Consider the following 16,742-nt stretch of genomic DNA (forward strand, 5'->3'; position numbering starts at 1 on the left):
CCTTTCTCCTTACAGCGCGCAGGACACGCAGCCTTCGATTTCGGTGCCTTCCAGCGCAAGCTGGCGCAGGCGAATGTAGTACAGCGTTTTGATGCCTTTCTTCCAGGCGTAAATCTGCGCTTTGTTGATATCCCGCGTGGTGGCGGTGTCCGGGAAGAAGAGCGTCAGCGACAGCCCCTGGTCCACGTGCTTCGTGGCCTCGGCGTAGGTATCAATGATTTTCTCCGGGCCGATCTCGTACGCGTCCTGGTACAGCGCCAGGTTCTCATTGGTCATAAACGGGGCAGGGTAGTAGACGCGTCCGGTTTTGCCTTCCTTACGGATCTCAATCTTCGACACGATCGGGTGAATGCTCGACGTGGCGTGGTTGATGTAGGAAATCGAACCGGTTGGCGGTACCGCCTGCAGGTTCTGGTTATAAATGCCGTAGCGCATCACGTCGTCGCGCAGCTGCTGCCACATCTCGCGCGTCGGCAGGGTAATGCCGGCGCGGTCAAACAGCGCGCGCACTTTTTCGGTTTTCGGCTGCCAGTCGCCTTCCAGATACTGGCTGAAATACGCCCCGCTGGCGTAGCGCGACTGCTCAAAGCCTGCGAACCGCTGGTTGCGCTCGCGCGCCAGCATCATTGAGGTATGCAGCGCATGCCAGGTGACGGTGTAGAAATAGAGATTCGTGAAATCCAGCCCTTCCGGGCTGCCGTAGGCGATGCCTTCCCTTGCCAGATAGCCGTGCAGGTTCATCTGCCCCAGGCCGATGGCGTGCGACGCGGCGTTGCCCACCTCAATGGACGGCACGCTGCGGATGTGGCTCATGTCCGATACCGCCGTCAGCCCGCGAACGGCAGTTTCCACCGTGCGGCCAAAATCCGGCGAATCCATGGTGTGGGCAATATTCAGCGACCCGAGGTTGCAGGAGATATCTTTGCCGATCTCCGCGTAGTCCAGGTTTTCGTCGTAAGCGGAGGCGCTGTTGACCTGCAAAATTTCCGAGCACAGGTTGCTCATGTTGATGCGCCCGGCAATCGGATTGGCGCGGTTTACCGTATCCTCGTACATGATGTACGGATAGCCGGATTCAAACTGAATTTCCGCAAGCGTCTGGAAGAAATCGCGGGCGTTGATGTATTTTTTGCGGATGCGATCGTCTGCAACCAGCTCGTCATAAAGCTCGCTTATCGCCACGTCGCCAAACGCTTTGCCGTAGATCCGCTCCACGTCGTACGGCGAGAAGAGCGCCATATCGGCATTCTCTTTGGCCAGCTTAAACGTGATATCCGGGATCGTCACGCCGAGCGACAGGGTTTTGATGCGGATTTTTTCGTCGGCGTTTTCACGTTTGGTATCGAGAAAACGCAGGATGTCCGGGTGGTGCGCGTGCAGGTAAACCGCCCCCGCCCCCTGGCGCGCGCCAAGCTGGTTGGCGTAAGAAAACGCATCTTCCAGCATCTTCATCACCGGGATGACGCCCGAGGACTGGTTTTCGATGCGCTTGATCGGCGCGCCCGCCTCCCGCAGGTTCGAGAGCAGAAACGCCACGCCGCCGCCGCGTTTGGAAAGCTGCAGCGCCGAATTCACCGCACGGCCAATCGACTCCATATTGTCTTCGATGCGCAGCAGGAAGCAGGAGACCAGCTCGCCGCGCTGGGCCTTGCCGCAGTTGAGGAAGGTGGGCGTAGCGGGCTGGAAGCGGCCGGAGAGGATCTCCTCCGTCAGCCGTTCAGCCAGCGCTTCATCGCCCTGGGCCAGCGTCAGGGCCACCATCACGGTGCGATCTTCAAAGCTTTCCAGGTAGCGTTTGCCGTCGAAGGTTTTCAGGGTGTAGCTGGTGTAATACTTCCATGCGCCAAGAAAGGTCTGGAAGCGAAAACCGCTGGCGTGCGCACGTTCAAACAGTCTTACCACGAAGGGACGATCGTAGCGGGCCAGGACGCGCTCCTCGTAGTAGCCCTCGTTAACCAGATAGTCGAGACGTTCATTCTGGCTTGCAAACGTCACGCTGTTGGGCCGCACGTGGGCGGCGAAAAAAGCCTCTACCGCCTCGCGATCTTTGCCAAACTGAATGCGCCCCTCCCGGTCATAGAGGTTAAGCATCGCGTTTAATGCGTGGTAGTCCGGCGTCGCCTGAATTACCCGTTCTGCGGTTGTCGTTGCCAAAATTCGTTCACTCCTTTACGCACGTTTTCTACGTCCTGCTGTGTCCCCATCAGTTCAAAACGATAGAGATACGGCACGCCGCATTTTTGAGAGATGACATCCCCGGCGCGGCCAAAGGCATCGCCAAAATTACGATTGCCCGCCGCGATCACGCCACGAATCAGTACCCGGTTATGAGGATCGTTCAGAAAGCGGATCACCTGGCGAGGTACTGCTCCTGCCGTACCGCCGCCGCCATAGCTGGGCACCACCAGAATGTAAGGTTCGTCTACCTGAATGCGCTCCCGCTCATTGAGCGGAATACGCACCGCTGGCAGCCCGAGGCGCTCAATAAAGCGCAGCGTGTTTTCTGAGCTGCTGGAGAAGAAGACCAGCACACTCATTCACGCGTGGCCTGAGCGCTCAGGCGGTTAATCATGTCCGGGCGAAAGCCAGACCAGCTGGTATCACCGGCAACCACTACCGGAAGCTGACGAAATCCCTGTTCGCGCAGGGTATCCGCGGCATCGGGCACCAGGTCGATATTTACCATCTCAAACGCCACGCCTCGGCTCTCCATCGCCCGTTTGGTGGCGTGGCACTGAACACAATCGTTACGAGTGTAAATAATAATGCTCATGATTCGTATTTCCATTTAGAATATGAAAACGGCGCGAGTTAACGCGTCATAGAGTGTGTGTCTTTCTAAAGGGAATACTAGATGTAGTTGATAAAAGATTCAACCATACAAGATATGGGAAATTCAGATTAATATTGCCCTGATGATGAGCACAGCGGGGCAGGGCGGGCTGTACGGGTTTTTCAGGCTTACAGGCATAAAAAAGCCCCGGCGCCTGAGGCTACCGGGGTTGAGAATGTGGGCTTACTTACGCAGGCTGAGCAGGGCTCCGACAAAAATGCCGACCGCCGCGACGGTTCCCAGCGTACACAGTGGTTTTTCACGTACGAAGGTCGTAGCACAGCTTGCCATGTCGCAGGCCGCCTGCGTAGCGCGTGAACGTCCGTTCATACGGGCGCGGGTTTCACGGAGCAGAGACTGAGCCTTACGTTTCGCAGCATCTGCTTCATCCTTCGCATCCGATCCCCAGGATTTCAGCACTTCCTCAAGCGTGTCCGCTAATTGGCTGACATCATTACGAATATCCTGCGCGTCGTCGTTAATATCGTTTCGGTTCGGTCTGTTAAACATACGATCCTCCGTAATTTTGTGTTCCCGTTTAGTTTAGTTCAGAAATTTAATATCTGAAGCGCGTCACGCGTTATCCGCCAGTTTATGGACTATTCTGAAAGCCCTGCTAATGCTGATTACTGTAAGGTTGCCGGGCAGGAAAAGATAACGAGGAAAAGATATGTATTTACGACCTGACGAGGTGGCACGCGTTCTTGAAAAAGAGGGATTCACCATGGATGAGGTGACGCCAAAAGCGTATGGATATCGCCGCGGCGAGAATTATGTTTATGTTAATCGTGAAGCCAGGATGGGACGTACCGCTCTCATTATTCACCCGACGCTGAAAGACAGAAGTCTGTCATTTGCTGAGCCTGCCTCGGATATTAAAACCTGCGACCACTATCAGCAATTTCCGCTCTATTTAGGCGGTGAACGGCATGAGCATTATGGTATTCCGCACGGTTTCAGTTCGCGTATGGCGCTGGAGCGGTTTCTGAAGGGACTGTTTGGCGACGTACAGTAAATCTGCGACTGGCTTTCGCCAGTCGCTTCACATTACGCTTTTACCTGGCCGTACTGGCTGACCTTAAACAGGCGGCGGCAGTAGTCGAGGAAATAGCCGTATACCGCACCCATCAGCATTGATACCACGATATTCGAACTGACCGCTGCGGCGATCTGGTGCCAGTCCGCGCCCACTGTCAGGAGAATAGCCACGTAGACCGGCGACTGGAACGTGACGTACGCCAGCACGTCGGCAAGATTTTTCATCCAGCCCGCCGGGCTGATGCGGCGCGCGAAACGCATAACGGCATCGCGGTATAGCCCGTAAGGCCATGCGATAATAATATTGACCGGGATCGCCACCAGACGAGAAGAAAGTGACTGCTCGAAGGTCATTCCGGAGAGGAATATTTCAATCAGCATGTTCACAACGGAACAGTAGACAACCATCGCGAAAGTATCCGCCACCGCGTGGCGCAGGCGAGATTGCGGCGAGAACATGTCTGAACTCCTTGAGAAGAACGCAGTGGAATCGGTTTTCCTTCAGCGGCTAGTGCTTTAGGTTGGTTTGTTTGAGGTGTATAGCGTATATCTCTATGTTTGAACTAACAACTAGTGATTAATTTTTATTTACTCGCCTTATGTCCACAAAATTCTCTAAAATTGGTTGTTTTATATCCGGTTCGTTATAATCTGTCTCATTAAATGTTTTTCTTATATAAATCAGTGGCTTAAGTGTTTTGCTTTTGACGCAGAAATCCGCTCCCCTGATGAGAGCGCAGTATGCTGTGATTTGGATTAAAGTTGACCATTTATATTGATTTGGTGATTAGATCTACGTGTTTCCCGCCAATGCTATGCGCTATTATTAACGGCGATATTTAAATATATTTACATTTATGCCCGTTTGGACCTTTGGGTAGATATTTCAACTGAAATGAATTATTCTTGGGGCGATTTATCTATTTACCCCAAAGAAAAGGTTTTCAATAATATGTCTTTGACGTTACAGAATCTTAATAATATCCGAACCCTGCGCGCGATGGCGCGAGAATTAACCCTGGACGTTCTTGAGGAAATGCTGGAAAAGGTCAGGGTCGTTACTGAAGAAAAACGCAATGAGCTGGCGGAATTAGAGCAGCAGCGCGCTGAACAGCAGGAAAAAATTAATACCCTGCTGGAACTGATGAAAGCCGATGGTATTTCTCCGACTGACCTGCTGGGTTCAGAACTGGCGCAGGCGGGTAAACCGACTAAAAAGCGTAAACCGCGTGAAGCGAAATATCGCTTTATTGACCAGAACGGTGAAGAAAAAACGTGGACCGGCCAGGGCCGCACGCCGAAGCCTATTGCCAGCGCGCTGGCAGAGGGTAAATCACTGGATGATTTTCTGATCTAATACGTGGACCGGGCGGAACAAGCCGCCCGGTTGTCTGTTCAGCAGACGCCGAAATCACCTTCTTCGGTATACGGCGCCAAATCGGCCGCTTTCAGCGTATATTTCTCGCCTTGTTCATTGCTGGCCTGTACCGCCACCACGTTTTCTCCGTTCACTTCGAGCACTTTCAGCTTTGGGCCGCCTTTTAGCGGTTGCACATAATCACCGACAGAAAACATATAACCTCCTCATCGTTTTAGCGATCTTCACCTTAGCCGACGTCTGATGTCGGGTACAGCGTAATTCATTGATTACTGCTTATGAGGTATGACGGTTCCACGGCATCACTTTCAGCAACCGTGCCATACCGCAAAAACCTGTCACACCGGCGAACAGCAGCCCGGCACCGACGAAACCGCTCAGCAGGAAAAAGCCGCTGGAGACGCTATAACCCAGCACCACGCCGCAGAGGATCAGCAGCCCGGCGGCAATTTGTACCTGCCGCATCAGCGGGAGCGGCTGGGATTTATCTTCAACGGTCAGCAGCCCGGCCTGCTTCCAGCCCTGAATGCCCCCCTCAACCACGAAGGCCTGAGCCGGCAATGCTGCCTGCGCAAGTCGCGCAGCATTGTTTGATGTCCGTGTCCCGGACTGACAGTGGAAAATCACCGTTTCACCAGGGGCAGCGTTGAGCCCGCCGGGTAAAGAATCCAGCGGTATGGAGCGTGCTGCCGGAATATGCTCGCGGGCATACTCATCGGGATCGCGAATATCAATCAGTTTTGCGCCTTCTTTAATAAGCGCGTTCGCCTGCTGTGGCGAAATAAGAGAAAGAGACATGGTGTTTCCTTACGGTCAATTTATGAGTAGTAGAACATTTAAGGAAGGGCTTAAGCCAGTGTAAAGAGGGTAAAGGCAGGTAAAAGCGCGAGAGACGAATGGCAGTAACCCGTAAACTGGCTATGCTTAGAGAAATGTCTCTTTTTAATTTTCAATTGGTTAGCTTGCACGGAGTGATTATGGGTTTTTGGCGCGTTGTTTTTACGATTATTCTCCCGCCGCTGGGCGTGCTGCTTGGCAAGGGACTGGGCTGGGCGTTTATTCTGAACATCCTTCTGACCATCCTGGGTTACTTCCCGGGCCTTATCCACGCGTTTTGGGTACAGACGAAAAACTAAGCACGCCACAGTAAATCACTGTATATACCGGTTAACACGCCTTCCGGGCCAAACTGCTGTTTGATCCAGCGCGTCACCTGGCCGGTCGCCGCATGCTGCGTGGCGAGCAGCATGCGCGAGTCCTGACGCGGATTGTTAATACGCCGCGTGATGAGCAGACCGTCTTCCATCGCTTCTCTTGCCATGTATTCCGGCAAAAAGCCAATCCCTTCCCCCAGAATCTGGCACTGGCACTTGGTGTTGAAATCCGGCACCAGAATTGCCTCCTGCCCGTGCAGCAGCCAGCCGACCTTCTTGTTGATGGTATGCGCGGTATCTTCCACCATGATGTTGGGGTACAGGCGCAACTGGCTCTCCGCTATCGGTTCGGGAACAAAGGCGAGGGGATGTTCCGGCGCGATGGCAAACACCCAGCGAATGGCGCCAATTTCGGTGTAATCAATCCCGCCGCCGTCCAGCAGCGTATCCGGCGCGCCAATCGCGATGTTGGCCTGATTGTTGATGATCGAATCCCAGACGCCGTTATACACCTCGGTCGTCACCGTGATCTGGCAGGTGGGAAACTGCTTTTTCAGCACCTGCAGCAAACGCGCGGTATGGCGCGGCGTATACAAGAGCTGATTAATGCAGATGCGCACTCGCGCCTCGATGCCCTGCGAAATGGTATCAATCCCGCGCTTGATGGCGTGGAAGTCGTTCAGCAGGTCGGTGGCCTTACGGTAAAAATAAAACCCGGACTCCGTCAGCTCGATGCTGCGCGTGTTGCGCACAAACAGCACCACGTCCAGCCCGGTCTCCATGCGCTTAATGGTATAGCTAATGGCGGAGGTCGTCACGCCCAGCTCGGCGGCGGCTTTGCTGAAACTGCCGAAGCGCGCCGCGGTGGTGAAGGCCAGCAGGTTCTCTTCGGTAAAGATGGAATTCATATCACAGCATCCTCAGCCATCAGTTTTGAACATATTTTAACAGCGCCGTTACATCATATTTGAAGTGTGTCACAGTTCTGACTATTTACGCGGAGCCGCGTCCTGCAAGGCTTTTACAACCATAAGGATAATGCTGCCTGAGGCGCTAAAAAACGGTAAACCATAAGAAAAAGGTTGCACAGACGCACGTTTTAGCCTGACTGTTGAATTTAACTCAACAATGAATTGCGTGTCGATGAATCATTTTTAAGCGGATTCTTTTGTGACCAGGCTGTTGCTATTCTCAGGTCATCAGAAGTGAAACATTGGGAGACTGAATATGTCTGCAAACGCACTCGTTACGGAATTTCTGCTGGCGGCAGAAGAGGGCAACATCGACGCGCTAAAAGCCTGCCTGGATAACGGCGTGGATATTAACGCCACCAACCGCCAGAAAAGAACCGCCATTATTATTGCCAGCCTGAAAAAGCATTATGCCTGCGTGGAATTTTTAATTGCCGCCGGCGCGGATATTGATAAACAGGACCAGACCTGTTTTAACCCCTTCCTGATAAGCTGCCTGACTAATGATTTAACCCTGCTGCGCATCGTTCTTCCGGCGAATCCGGATCTCGACCGTCTGACGCGCTTCGGCGGCGTGGGCATTACCCCTGCCAGTGAAAAAGGCCACGTTGAAATCGTGCGCGAGCTGCTGGAAAAAACCGATATTAACGTCAACCACACTAACTTTGTCGGCTGGACGCCGCTGCTGGAAGCCATCGTGCTGAATGACGGCGGCGCAAAGCAGCAGGAAATTGTGAAGCTGCTGCTGGATCACGGCGCGAATCCGCACATGACCGATAAATACGGCAAAACCCCGCTCGAACTGGCGCGGGAAAAAGGCTTCGATGCAATAGCCGACCTGCTGCTGGCGGCGGGCGCATAACGCATTCGGCCAGCCACGTCCGGCTGGCCGTTAATTCAAACAGTATTTTTACCGACGTGCATTCTGCGCGACGGCGGCCCCCTTTTATCCGTATTCAGGAGAAAACAATGCCAACCAAAATCGTCATAAAAAAGAATACGTATTTCGATTCGGTTTCCTTAATGTCGGTTTCCACCAAAGCCAATAAATTGCCGGGCGTCGAACAGGCGTTTGTGGCAATGGCGACGGAAATGAATAAAGGCGTTCTGAAAAATCTCGGGCTGCTCACGCCGGAATTGGCGGAAGCCAAAAATGGCGACCTGATGATCGTGATTAAAGGCGACGCGGCGAACGATGAAACGCTGGCGGAAATAGAAGCTTTATTTACCCATAAAGTGAGCGGCGGCACCCATGAAGCACGCTACGCGACGATTGCCAGCGCCAAAACTCATCGCCCGGACAGCAACCTGGCGGTCATTTCCGTCAACGGCACCTTTGCCGCCCGCGAAGCGCGTCAGGCGCTGGAAAACGATCTTAACGTGATGCTGTTCTCCGATAACGTGTCGCTCGACGACGAGCTGGCGCTGAAGCAGCTGGCGCATGAGAAAGGGCTGCTGATGATGGGGCCTGACTGCGGAACCGCCATCATCAACGGTGCGGGGCTGTGCTTCGCCAACGCGGTGCGTCGCGGGCCGATTGGGATTGTTGGCGCCTCCGGCACCGGCAGCCAGGAGCTGAGCGTGCGCATTCACGAGTTCGGCGGCGGCGTGTCGCAGCTGATCGGCACCGGCGGGCGCGATCTCAGCGAGAAAATCGGCGGCCTGATGATGCTCGACGCCATCGACATGCTTGAGGCGGATGAGGGCACTCAGGTGATTGCGCTCATCTCCAAGCCGCCTGCGCCAGCGGTTGCAAAAAAGGTGCTGGCCCGCGCCAGAGCCTGCCGCAAGCCGGTGGTTGTTTGCTTCCTCGGCCGCAGCGAACCGCCCGCCGATGAAGACGGCCTGCAGTTTGCGCGTGGCACCAAAGAAGCGGCGCTGAAGGCGGTGCTGCTTACCGGCATTAAAAAAGAGTCCCTGGATCTGCATCCGCTCAACTGGCCTTTGATTGAAGAGGTGCGCGCCCGCCTGACCCCACAGCAGAAGTACATTCGCGGCCTGTTCTGCGGCGGCACCCTGTGCGACGAGGCGATGTTTGCCGCGCTGGAGAAGTTCGACGACGTCTGGAGCAACATCCAGCCCGATCCGGCTAAGCGCCTGAAGGACATCAGCATCAGCCAGGCCCACACCTTCCTTGACTTCGGTGACGACGACTTCACCAACGGCAAGCCGCACCCAATGATCGACCCGACCAACCGCATCAGCAGGCTGCTGCAGGAGGCGCGGGATCCGCAGGTGGGCGTCATCGTGATGGACTTCGTGCTCGGTTTCGGCGCGCACGAGGATCCGGTGGGGGTGATGATCGAGGCGATCAAAGAGGCACAGGCCATTGCGAGGGCAGATAACCGTCCGCTGGAAATTCTCGGCTACGTGCTCGGCACCGACCAGGATCCGCAGTCGCTGGCGCAGCAGTGCCAGCGGCTGACCGACGCAGGCGTCATCTGGGCCAGCAGCAGCACCAACACCGGATTACTGGCACGCGAATTTGTTTGCAAAGGGGAGAACGCATAATGACCACTTTATTCAACCAGCCGCTTAACGTCATTAACGTCGGCATTGCGATGTTCAGCGACGACCTCAAAAAGCAGCACGTTCCCGTGACCCAGCTCGACTGGACGCCGCCGGGGCAGGGCAACATGCAGGTGGTGGAGGCGCTCGACCAGCTGGCGGAAAAACCGCTGGCGGAGAAGATCGCCGCCGCGAACAAAATCGCCCTTGAGCGCATCATCCAGTCTCACCCGGTGCTGGTGGGCTATGACCAGGCAATTAACGTAGTGCCGGGCATGACCCGCACCACCATTCTGCACGCCGGTCCGCCCGTCGCATGGGAAAACATGTGCGGGGCGATGAAGGGCGCGGTTAACGGTGCGCTGGTATTTGAAGGGCTGGCAACGGATCTGGAGGATGCCGCAAGGCTGGCGGCTTCAGGTGAGATCACCTTCTCGCCGTGCCACGAGCACGACTGCGTGGGCTCCATGGCGGGCGTCACCTCCGCGTCAATGTTTATGCACATCGTTGAGAACAAAACCTACGGCAACCGGGCGTTCACCAACCTCAGCGAGCAGATGGCGAAGATCCTGCGCATGGGGGCTAACGACCAGAGCGTGATCGACCGCCTGAACTGGATGCGCGACGTGCTCGGCCCGATGCTGCGCGACGCGATGAATATCATCGGCGAAATCGACCTGCGCCTGATGCTGGCCCAGGCGCTGCACATGGGCGACGAGTGCCACAACCGCAACAACGCCGGCACCACGCTGCTGATCCAGGCACTGACGCCGGGGCTGATTCAGGCGGGCTATCCGGTGGAGCAGCAGCGTGAGGTGTTCGAGTTTGTCGCCAGCAGCGACTACTTCTCCGGCCCGACGTGGATGGCGATGTGTAAAGCCGCGCTGGATGCCGCTCACGGCATTGAATATAGCACCGTGGTTACCACCATGGCGCGCAACGGCTACGAGTTCGGCCTGCGCGTTTCCGGCCTGCCGGGGCAGTGGTTTACCGGTCCGGCGCAGCAGGTGATTGGCCCGATGTTCGCAGGCTACAAGCCGGAAGACTCCGGACTGGATATTGGCGACAGCGCCATCACCGAAACCTACGGCATCGGCGGCTTTGCGATGGCGACGGCACCGGCCATCGTTGCGCTGGTGGGCGGCACGGTGGAGGAAGCCATCGACTTCTCGCGCCAGATGCGCGAAATCACCCTCGGCGAGAACCCGAACGTCACCATTCCGCTGCTGTCGTTTATGGGCATTCCAACCGCCATCGACATCACCAGAGTGGCGGGCAGCGGCATTCTGCCGGTGATCAACACCGCCATTGCCCACAAAGACGCGGGCATCGGCATGATTGGGGCGGGCATCGTTCACCCGCCGTTTAGCTGTTTTGAAAAGGCGCTGTTGACCTTCCGCGATCGCTACGTTCTATAAGGTATGCATCCATGAAAAACATGAAACTGGAGTGGAAAAAAGGTGACTGGGCGGCCTATTTCGGGTTGATGACCAACAACCTGACTAATTTGCTGACCATGATGGGGTTGCTCATTTTTGTCGTCGGCATCCCGAAGGAGATTGTTTATGGACGCATCGCGCCGGCCTTCGGGCTGGCGGTGCTGGTAGCGAGCTTATGCTACACATGGTTTGGTCTGCAAATGGCGCGCACCACCGGACGTACGGACGTCACCGCGCTGCCGTCCGGCCCGAGCGCACCCTCGATTTTTACCGTGACCTTCCTGGTCCTGATGCCCGTCTACCAGCAAACCGGCGATGCGGATTTCGCGATTCAGATTGGCCTGGTGTGGTGCTTCGTGGAAGCGATGATCCTCGCGGGCGGCTCGTTCCTGGGTGAGACCATCCGCAAGATGATCCCGCGTACCGTGCTGCTGTCGTGCCTGTCCGGTCTTGGCCTGCTGCTGCTGGCGATGAACCCGATGTTGCAGGCGTTCGAAGCGCCCACCGTGTCGTTCATCGTTCTGCTGCTGATCTTCATTAACTGGTTCGGTAAAAAGCCGATTTTCGCCAAAATCCCGACCGGCCTGCTGCTGCTGATTGCCGGAACGGCGCTGGCGTGGATTTCCGGACTGCAAAGCCCGGATGCCATTAAGGCGTCCATGTCATCCTTCGGCTTTAACCCGCCGGAGGTTCACGTGGACAGCTTTATGCAGGGCCTGCCGCACGCGCTGCCGTATCTGGCATCCGCCGTACCGCTGGGGCTGGCGAACTACATCTTTGACCTGGAGAACATCGAAAGCGCCCACGCAGCGGGGGATGAGTACCCGACCCGCAAGGTGATGCTGGCGAACGGCCTGGCTTCCATGCTCGGCTGCCTGATGGGCAACCCGTTCCCGGTCACGGTCTACGTGGGCCATCCCGGCTGGAAGGCGATGGGGGCGAGCATCGGCTACACGCTGGCGTCCGGCGTGACCATGTTCATCGTGCCGCTGTTCGGGCTGGGGGCCTTTATGCTCGCCATCATACCGATGACCGCTATCGTGCCGATTCTGGTGTTTATCGGCGTCGTCACCGCCAACCAGGTGGTGCGGGAAACCCCCAAAGTGGAGGTGCCCGTCATCTTTATCTGCCTGTTCCCGTGGATCGCTAACTGGGCGCTGACCATGATGAACAGCGTGATGAGCGCGGCGGGAACCAGCGCGGCGAAAATTGGCACCGACGTGCTGCACAGCAAAGGGATCTACTACGAGGGGCTGATGCACCTCGGCAACGGCGCGCCGCTCGCCAGCATGCTCTGGGGCTGTATCGCTATCTTCGCCATCATCAACAAACCGCTGCGCGGGGCCGTCGCCGCCGCAGGAGGCGCGCTGCTGGCGCTGTTTGGCGTGATCCACGCGCCAGTGGTGGGCTTTGCCGAGGGCAGTTCCCTGATGTTCGTCACGGCCTACCTGATGATGGGCGGCATGTTTGTGGTGAAGCATTTCCTCGACAGCCGCGAAGTTGCGAGCGCTGAAGTTACTGTTGCGAAGGAAAACGTATGAAAGAGCTTATGGTCGTCGCCATCGGCGGCAACAGCATTATCAAAGACAACGCCAGCCAGTCGATTGAACATCAGGCGCAGGCGGTCAAAGCGGTGGCCGAGTCGGTGCTTGAAATGCTGGCCTTCGACTATGACATCGTCCTCACCCACGGCAACGGCCCGCAGGTGGGGCTGGATCTGCGCCGCGCCGAGATCGCCCACGAGCGGGAAGGGCTGCCGCTGACCCCGCTGGCAAACTGCGTGGCGGATACCCAGGGCGGCATCGGCTACCTGATCCAGCAGGCGCTCAACAACCGCCTGGCGGCGCGTGGCGAGCAAAAGGCGGTCACGGTCGTCACTCAGGTGGAGGTGGATAAAAACGATCCCGGCTTTACGCACCCGACAAAACCGATCGGCGCGTTCTTCAGCGAGGCGCAGCGCGACGAGCTACAGCTCGCGCACCCGGACTGGCATTTTGTCGAGGATTCAGGCCGGGGCTATCGCCGCGTGGTGGCCTCGCCCCAGCCGCTGCGCATCGTCGAGGCGGATGCGATTAAGGCGCTAACGCAGAAAGGTTTTGTGGTCATCGGCGCGGGCGGCGGAGGCATTCCCGTTGTGCGCAGCGAGCAGGGGGATTATCAGAGCGTGGATGCGGTTATCGATAAAGATCTCTCCACCGCGCTGCTGGCCCGTGAGATTTGCGCCGACGTGCTGGTGATAACCACCGGCGTGGAGAAAGTCTGCGTTAACTTCGGCAAGCCAGACCAGCAGGCGCTGGACACCGTCAGCGTGGCGCTGATGAAGCGCTACATGGATGAAGGACACTTTCCGGCGGGCAGCATGCTGCCCAAAATCGTCGCCTCGCTGGCATTTTTACACCACGGCGGCAGGCGGGTGATCATCACCTCGCCGGACTGCCTGCCTGCGGCGCTGCGCGGTGAAACGGGTACCCACATTGTTAATGAAGGAAGATAAGATGAGTGAAAACAAAAGCCGCCGCGAGTTTATCAGCCAGAGCGGCAAAATGGTCACCGCCTGCGCGCTGTTTGGCGCCACCGGCTCCGTCGCGTATGCTGCCGACTCTGCAAAGGCAACCTGTGAGACGGGGAAACCGATGAAGATCATCGCGAAACATTACTATCTGGACAACGTGCTGCTTGAAGCCGGGTTTAATTTCGAGGGCAGCGTGGCGACGAGCACCCGCACCGAGATGAAAACGCTGGAGATTAAAGACGGGAAAATTGTCGCCCTGCGCGACAACGGCAGCCATGCCGACGCGACCCTGCCGCACTACGACGCGGGTAAAAAACTGATGCTTCCGGCGATGCGCGACATGCACATTCACCTGGATAAAACCTTCTACGGCGGCCCGTGGCGCTCCCTGAACCGTCCGGCTGGCACCACCATTCAGGACATGATCCGCCTGGAGCAGAAGCTGCTGCCGGAGTTACAGCCCTACACGCAAGAACGCGCCGAAAAGCTGATCGACCTGATCCAGTCCAAAGGGTCCACCATCGCCCGCAGCCACTGCAATATTGAGCCGGTTTCCGGCCTGAAAAACCTGGAAAATTTGCAGGCGGTGCTGGCGCGCCGCAGCGCAGGTTTTGACTGCGAAATCGTTGCCTTCCCGCAGCACGGCCTGCTGCTCTCCAACTCTGAAAAGCTGATGTGCGAGGCGATGCAGGCGGGGGCGCACTATGTGGGCGGGCTAGACCCAACCAGCGTTGACGGCGCGATGGAGAAATCGCTCGATACTATGTTCCAGATTGCGCTGGATTACGACAAAGGGGTGGATATTCACCTCCATGAAACCAGCCCGGCGGGCGTGGCGGCGGTGAACTACATGGTGGAAACCGTGGAGAAAACGCCGGAGCTGAAGGGGAAGCTGACCATCAGCCACGCCTTCGCGCTGGCGACGCTCAATGAGCAGCAGGTGGATGAGATTGCCACCCGCATGGCGGCGCAGCAGGTCACCATCGCCTCCACCGTGCCGATTGGCACCCTGCACATGCCGCTGAAGCAGCTGCGGGAGAAGGGAGTGTTTGTTATGACCGGCACCGACAGCGTGATCGACCACTGGTCGCCGTACGGTCTGGGGGACATGCTGGAGAAAGCCAATCTGTACGCCCAGCTCTATATTCGCCCGAACGAGCAGACGCTCTCCCGCGCGCTCGGCATCGCCACCGGCGACGTGCTGCCGCTGAGCGATAAAGGTGAACGCGTATGGCCGAAAGCGCAGGACGACGCCAGCTTTGTGCTGGTGGACGCCTCCTGTTCCGCCGAGGCGGTGGCGCGCATTTCTCCGCGTACCGCGACGTTCCACAAGGGGAATCTCGTCTGGGGTGTTGTTGGCTAAAAGCGATCCGGGTGGCGCTGCGCTTACCGGGTCAACATGGGATCGTAGGTCGGGTAAGGTGAAACCGCCACCCGACAATGCAGTATACTGCTATGTACATTTTTAAAGAGGGAGCTGCCATGGCACAAAACATCTACGACAACCCGGCGTTTTTTGAAGGCTACGCCCAGCTTCCGCGTTCGGTGCACGGGCTGGACGGTGCGCCTGAGTGGCCTGCGCTCAAGGCAATGCTGCCTGATTTAACCGGCAAAGCGGTTATCGATCTCGGCTGCGGTTACGGCTGGTTTTGCCGCGCGGCGCGCGCGCTGGGCGCTAGCGACGTTACGGGCGTCGATATCTCAGAAAAAATGCTTGCCCGCGCGGCTGAACTGACGGATGACGCGGAGATTCACTATCAGCGTAGCGATCTGGAATCTCTTCAGCTTCGCGAAAACAGTCTCGATCTGGTCTATAGCTCGCTGGCGCTACACTACCTGCCGGAGCTGGACACGCTATTCGCCAACGTTCAGCGCGCGCTAAAACCGGGTGGCAGCCTGGTCTTCTCGATGGAGCACCCGATTTACACCTGCGCCACCCGTCAGGGCTGGCTGACCGACGACAGCGGCGAGCGGTTCTGGGGCGTGAACCATTATCAGGACGAAAGCCATCGCGTCAGCAACTGGCTGGCGGATGGAGTGATTAAATACCACCGCACGCTGGGCACCACGCTTAACGCGCTGATAAAGGCCGGGTTAACGATAAGTGAAGTCAATGAGTGGGGACCAACGCAGGCGCAGATTGACGCCTGGCCTGCATTGTCCGAAGAGGCGGAGCGCCCGATGCTGGTGCTGATTTCCGCCCGTAAGGCTCAGTAACCTACCTTGTACACCCGCCCGCTCTGCACCCCTTCCACGCTGCGGCGGTAGGCCTGGGCCACGGTCGCGGCGGGAACGCTTTCAAAGCCGGGGAAAAACCCGTCATACGCTTCGGCGGATTCCGTCAGTACCGTTGGGCTAATCAGGTTAATGCGGATCCCGCGCGGCAGTTCGCAGGCTGCGGCGCGGACAAACCCTTCCAGCGCCGCATTGACCGTGGTGGCATTTACGCCCTGCGCAATCGGCTCGTGCGCCACAATCCCACTTATCAGCGTAATCGAGCCGCCTTCGTTCAGATAATGCTGGCCGGTCAGCGCCAGGCGCACCTGCCCGAGCAGCTTATCCTGCAGGCCCTGGTTGAAGTCGCTGTCCTTCATGGTCGCGAGCGGGCCAAAGTAGAGACCACCGCTGGCGGAGACAATCGCATCCACCGGGCCGATTTTCTCAAACAGCGCCTGCACGCTCGCCTGCGAGGTGATATCCACCTGGTAGTCGCCCCGCGTGCGACCCACGCGGATGACCTCGTGACGACGGCTTAACTCTTCGGTTACGGCACGACCGACCGTACCGCTGGCACCAATAATGACGATTTTCATATCCGACTCCTCATGTTGTGAGCCCTCATTCTTTAATAAATAAAAAGTCAGATAAACTGGGCTAAAGTTAGATGATTACTAACCAGGGGTTTGGAA

19 protein-coding genes are annotated in these 16,742 nt (G+C 57.1%); 10 read left to right on the top strand and 9 right to left on the bottom strand.

The window, feature by feature from the left end:
• Positions 1-9 precede the first annotated feature (9 nt).
• The 4 genes from nrdE to IM291_RS14820 form a co-directional block, all read right to left on the bottom strand.
• On the bottom strand, positions 10-2,154 hold the full coding sequence (gene nrdE, locus IM291_RS14805; protein WP_192987166.1) for a class 1b ribonucleoside-diphosphate reductase subunit alpha: 2,145 nt from the start codon (positions 2,152-2,154) through the stop codon (positions 10-12).
• Entirely contained in the window at positions 2,127-2,537 is a 411-nt protein-coding gene (gene nrdI, locus IM291_RS14810; protein WP_028014174.1) for a class Ib ribonucleoside-diphosphate reductase assembly flavoprotein NrdI, read from the bottom strand. Before nrdI ends, nrdE begins: the two co-directional genes overlap by 28 nt.
• The gene (gene nrdH, locus IM291_RS14815) at positions 2,534-2,773 is read right to left on the bottom strand and encodes a glutaredoxin-like protein NrdH (protein WP_192987168.1); all 240 of its coding nucleotides are present in this window, start codon (positions 2,771-2,773) and stop codon (positions 2,534-2,536) included. The genes nrdI and nrdH overlap by 4 nt, the downstream gene beginning before the upstream one ends.
• 243 nt (positions 2,774-3,016) lie before the next feature.
• Complete coding sequence (locus IM291_RS14820; protein WP_023308924.1) at positions 3,017-3,343, bottom strand: DUF883 domain-containing protein; 327 nt, start codon at positions 3,341-3,343, stop codon at positions 3,017-3,019.
• 160 nt (positions 3,344-3,503) lie between these two features.
• Here IM291_RS14820 and IM291_RS14825 point away from each other — a divergent pair, with 160 nt between their 5' ends.
• Positions 3,504-3,848, top strand: a complete 345-nt coding sequence (locus tag IM291_RS14825) for a DUF2002 family protein (protein WP_023308923.1) — start codon at positions 3,504-3,506, stop codon at positions 3,846-3,848.
• Between the two features lie 32 nt (positions 3,849-3,880).
• On the opposite strand, the gene alaE is transcribed toward IM291_RS14825, so the two are convergent.
• Positions 3,881-4,330, bottom strand: a complete 450-nt coding sequence (gene alaE / locus IM291_RS14830) for an L-alanine exporter AlaE (protein WP_028014172.1) — start codon at positions 4,328-4,330, stop codon at positions 3,881-3,883.
• A 493-nt stretch (positions 4,331-4,823) separates the two neighbouring features.
• Between alaE and stpA the strand changes: the two genes are divergently transcribed.
• Positions 4,824-5,228 (top strand): DNA-binding protein StpA, encoded by a 405-nt coding sequence (stpA, locus tag IM291_RS14835; RefSeq protein ID WP_041908535.1) that lies wholly within the window; start codon positions 4,824-4,826, stop codon positions 5,226-5,228.
• Between the two features lie 38 nt (positions 5,229-5,266).
• Here stpA and IM291_RS14840 read toward each other — a convergent pair whose 3' ends face one another.
• On the bottom strand, positions 5,267-5,446 hold the full coding sequence (locus IM291_RS14840) for a hypothetical protein (RefSeq protein WP_028014170.1): 180 nt from the start codon (positions 5,444-5,446) through the stop codon (positions 5,267-5,269).
• Between the two features lie 79 nt (positions 5,447-5,525).
• Positions 5,526-6,047 carry a rhodanese family protein gene (locus tag IM291_RS14845; protein ID WP_028014169.1) on the bottom strand — a complete coding sequence of 174 codons (522 nt, stop codon included), beginning with the start codon at positions 6,045-6,047 and terminating at the stop codon, positions 5,526-5,528.
• A 179-nt stretch (positions 6,048-6,226) separates the two neighbouring features.
• On the opposite strand from IM291_RS14845, the gene IM291_RS14850 reads away from it, so the two are divergent.
• Positions 6,227-6,385 (top strand): YqaE/Pmp3 family membrane protein, encoded by a 159-nt coding sequence (locus IM291_RS14850; RefSeq protein ID WP_032644909.1) that lies wholly within the window; start codon positions 6,227-6,229, stop codon positions 6,383-6,385.
• Here the strand turns inward: IM291_RS14850 and IM291_RS14855 are convergent.
• A complete protein-coding gene (locus tag IM291_RS14855; protein ID WP_028014168.1) occupies positions 6,382-7,311 on the bottom strand; it encodes a LysR substrate-binding domain-containing protein in 930 nt (309 codons plus the stop codon). The genes IM291_RS14850 and IM291_RS14855 overlap by 4 nt on opposite strands.
• A 319-nt stretch (positions 7,312-7,630) precedes the next feature.
• On the opposite strand from IM291_RS14855, the gene IM291_RS14860 reads away from it, so the two are divergent.
• The 7 genes from IM291_RS14860 (at position 7,631) to IM291_RS14890 (ending at position 16,050) form a co-directional block, all read left to right on the top strand.
• On the top strand, positions 7,631-8,236 hold the full coding sequence (locus tag IM291_RS14860) for an ankyrin repeat domain-containing protein (protein ID WP_041908539.1): 606 nt from the start codon (positions 7,631-7,633) through the stop codon (positions 8,234-8,236).
• Positions 8,237-8,343: 107 nt separating this feature from the next.
• Positions 8,344-9,885: an acyl-CoA synthetase FdrA gene (gene fdrA, locus IM291_RS14865; protein ID WP_048998559.1), complete on the top strand. Its 1,542-nt coding sequence runs from the start codon at positions 8,344-8,346 to the stop codon at positions 9,883-9,885.
• A complete protein-coding gene (locus IM291_RS14870; RefSeq protein ID WP_192971708.1) occupies positions 9,885-11,300 on the top strand; it encodes a DUF1116 domain-containing protein in 1,416 nt (471 codons plus the stop codon). The genes fdrA and IM291_RS14870 overlap by 1 nt, the downstream gene beginning before the upstream one ends.
• Before the next feature lie 11 nt (positions 11,301-11,311).
• Positions 11,312-12,862: a xanthine permease gene (locus IM291_RS14875; RefSeq protein WP_192971709.1), complete on the top strand. Its 1,551-nt coding sequence runs from the start codon at positions 11,312-11,314 to the stop codon at positions 12,860-12,862.
• The gene (locus IM291_RS14880) at positions 12,859-13,815 is read left to right on the top strand and encodes a carbamate kinase family protein (protein ID WP_192971710.1); all 957 of its coding nucleotides are present in this window, start codon (positions 12,859-12,861) and stop codon (positions 13,813-13,815) included. Before IM291_RS14875 ends, IM291_RS14880 begins: the two co-directional genes overlap by 4 nt.
• Position 13,816: 1 nt before the next feature.
• Positions 13,817-15,196 (top strand): amidohydrolase family protein, encoded by a 1,380-nt coding sequence (locus IM291_RS14885; protein ID WP_192987170.1) that lies wholly within the window; start codon positions 13,817-13,819, stop codon positions 15,194-15,196.
• A gap of 119 nt (positions 15,197-15,315) precedes the next feature.
• A complete protein-coding gene (locus tag IM291_RS14890) occupies positions 15,316-16,050 on the top strand; it encodes a bifunctional 2-polyprenyl-6-hydroxyphenol methylase/3-demethylubiquinol 3-O-methyltransferase UbiG (RefSeq protein WP_069732795.1) in 735 nt (244 codons plus the stop codon).
• Here IM291_RS14890 and IM291_RS14895 read toward each other — a convergent pair.
• Positions 16,044-16,646: a short chain dehydrogenase gene (locus IM291_RS14895; protein ID WP_028014155.1), complete on the bottom strand. Its 603-nt coding sequence runs from the start codon at positions 16,644-16,646 to the stop codon at positions 16,044-16,046. The two genes, IM291_RS14890 and IM291_RS14895, sit on opposite strands and share 7 nt — an antisense overlap.
• Between the last annotated feature and the right edge of the window lie 96 nt (positions 16,647-16,742).

Source organism: Enterobacter cloacae complex sp. P27C, assembly GCF_014895705.1.
Lineage (GTDB): Bacteria > Pseudomonadota > Gammaproteobacteria > Enterobacterales > Enterobacteriaceae > Enterobacter > Enterobacter bugandensis.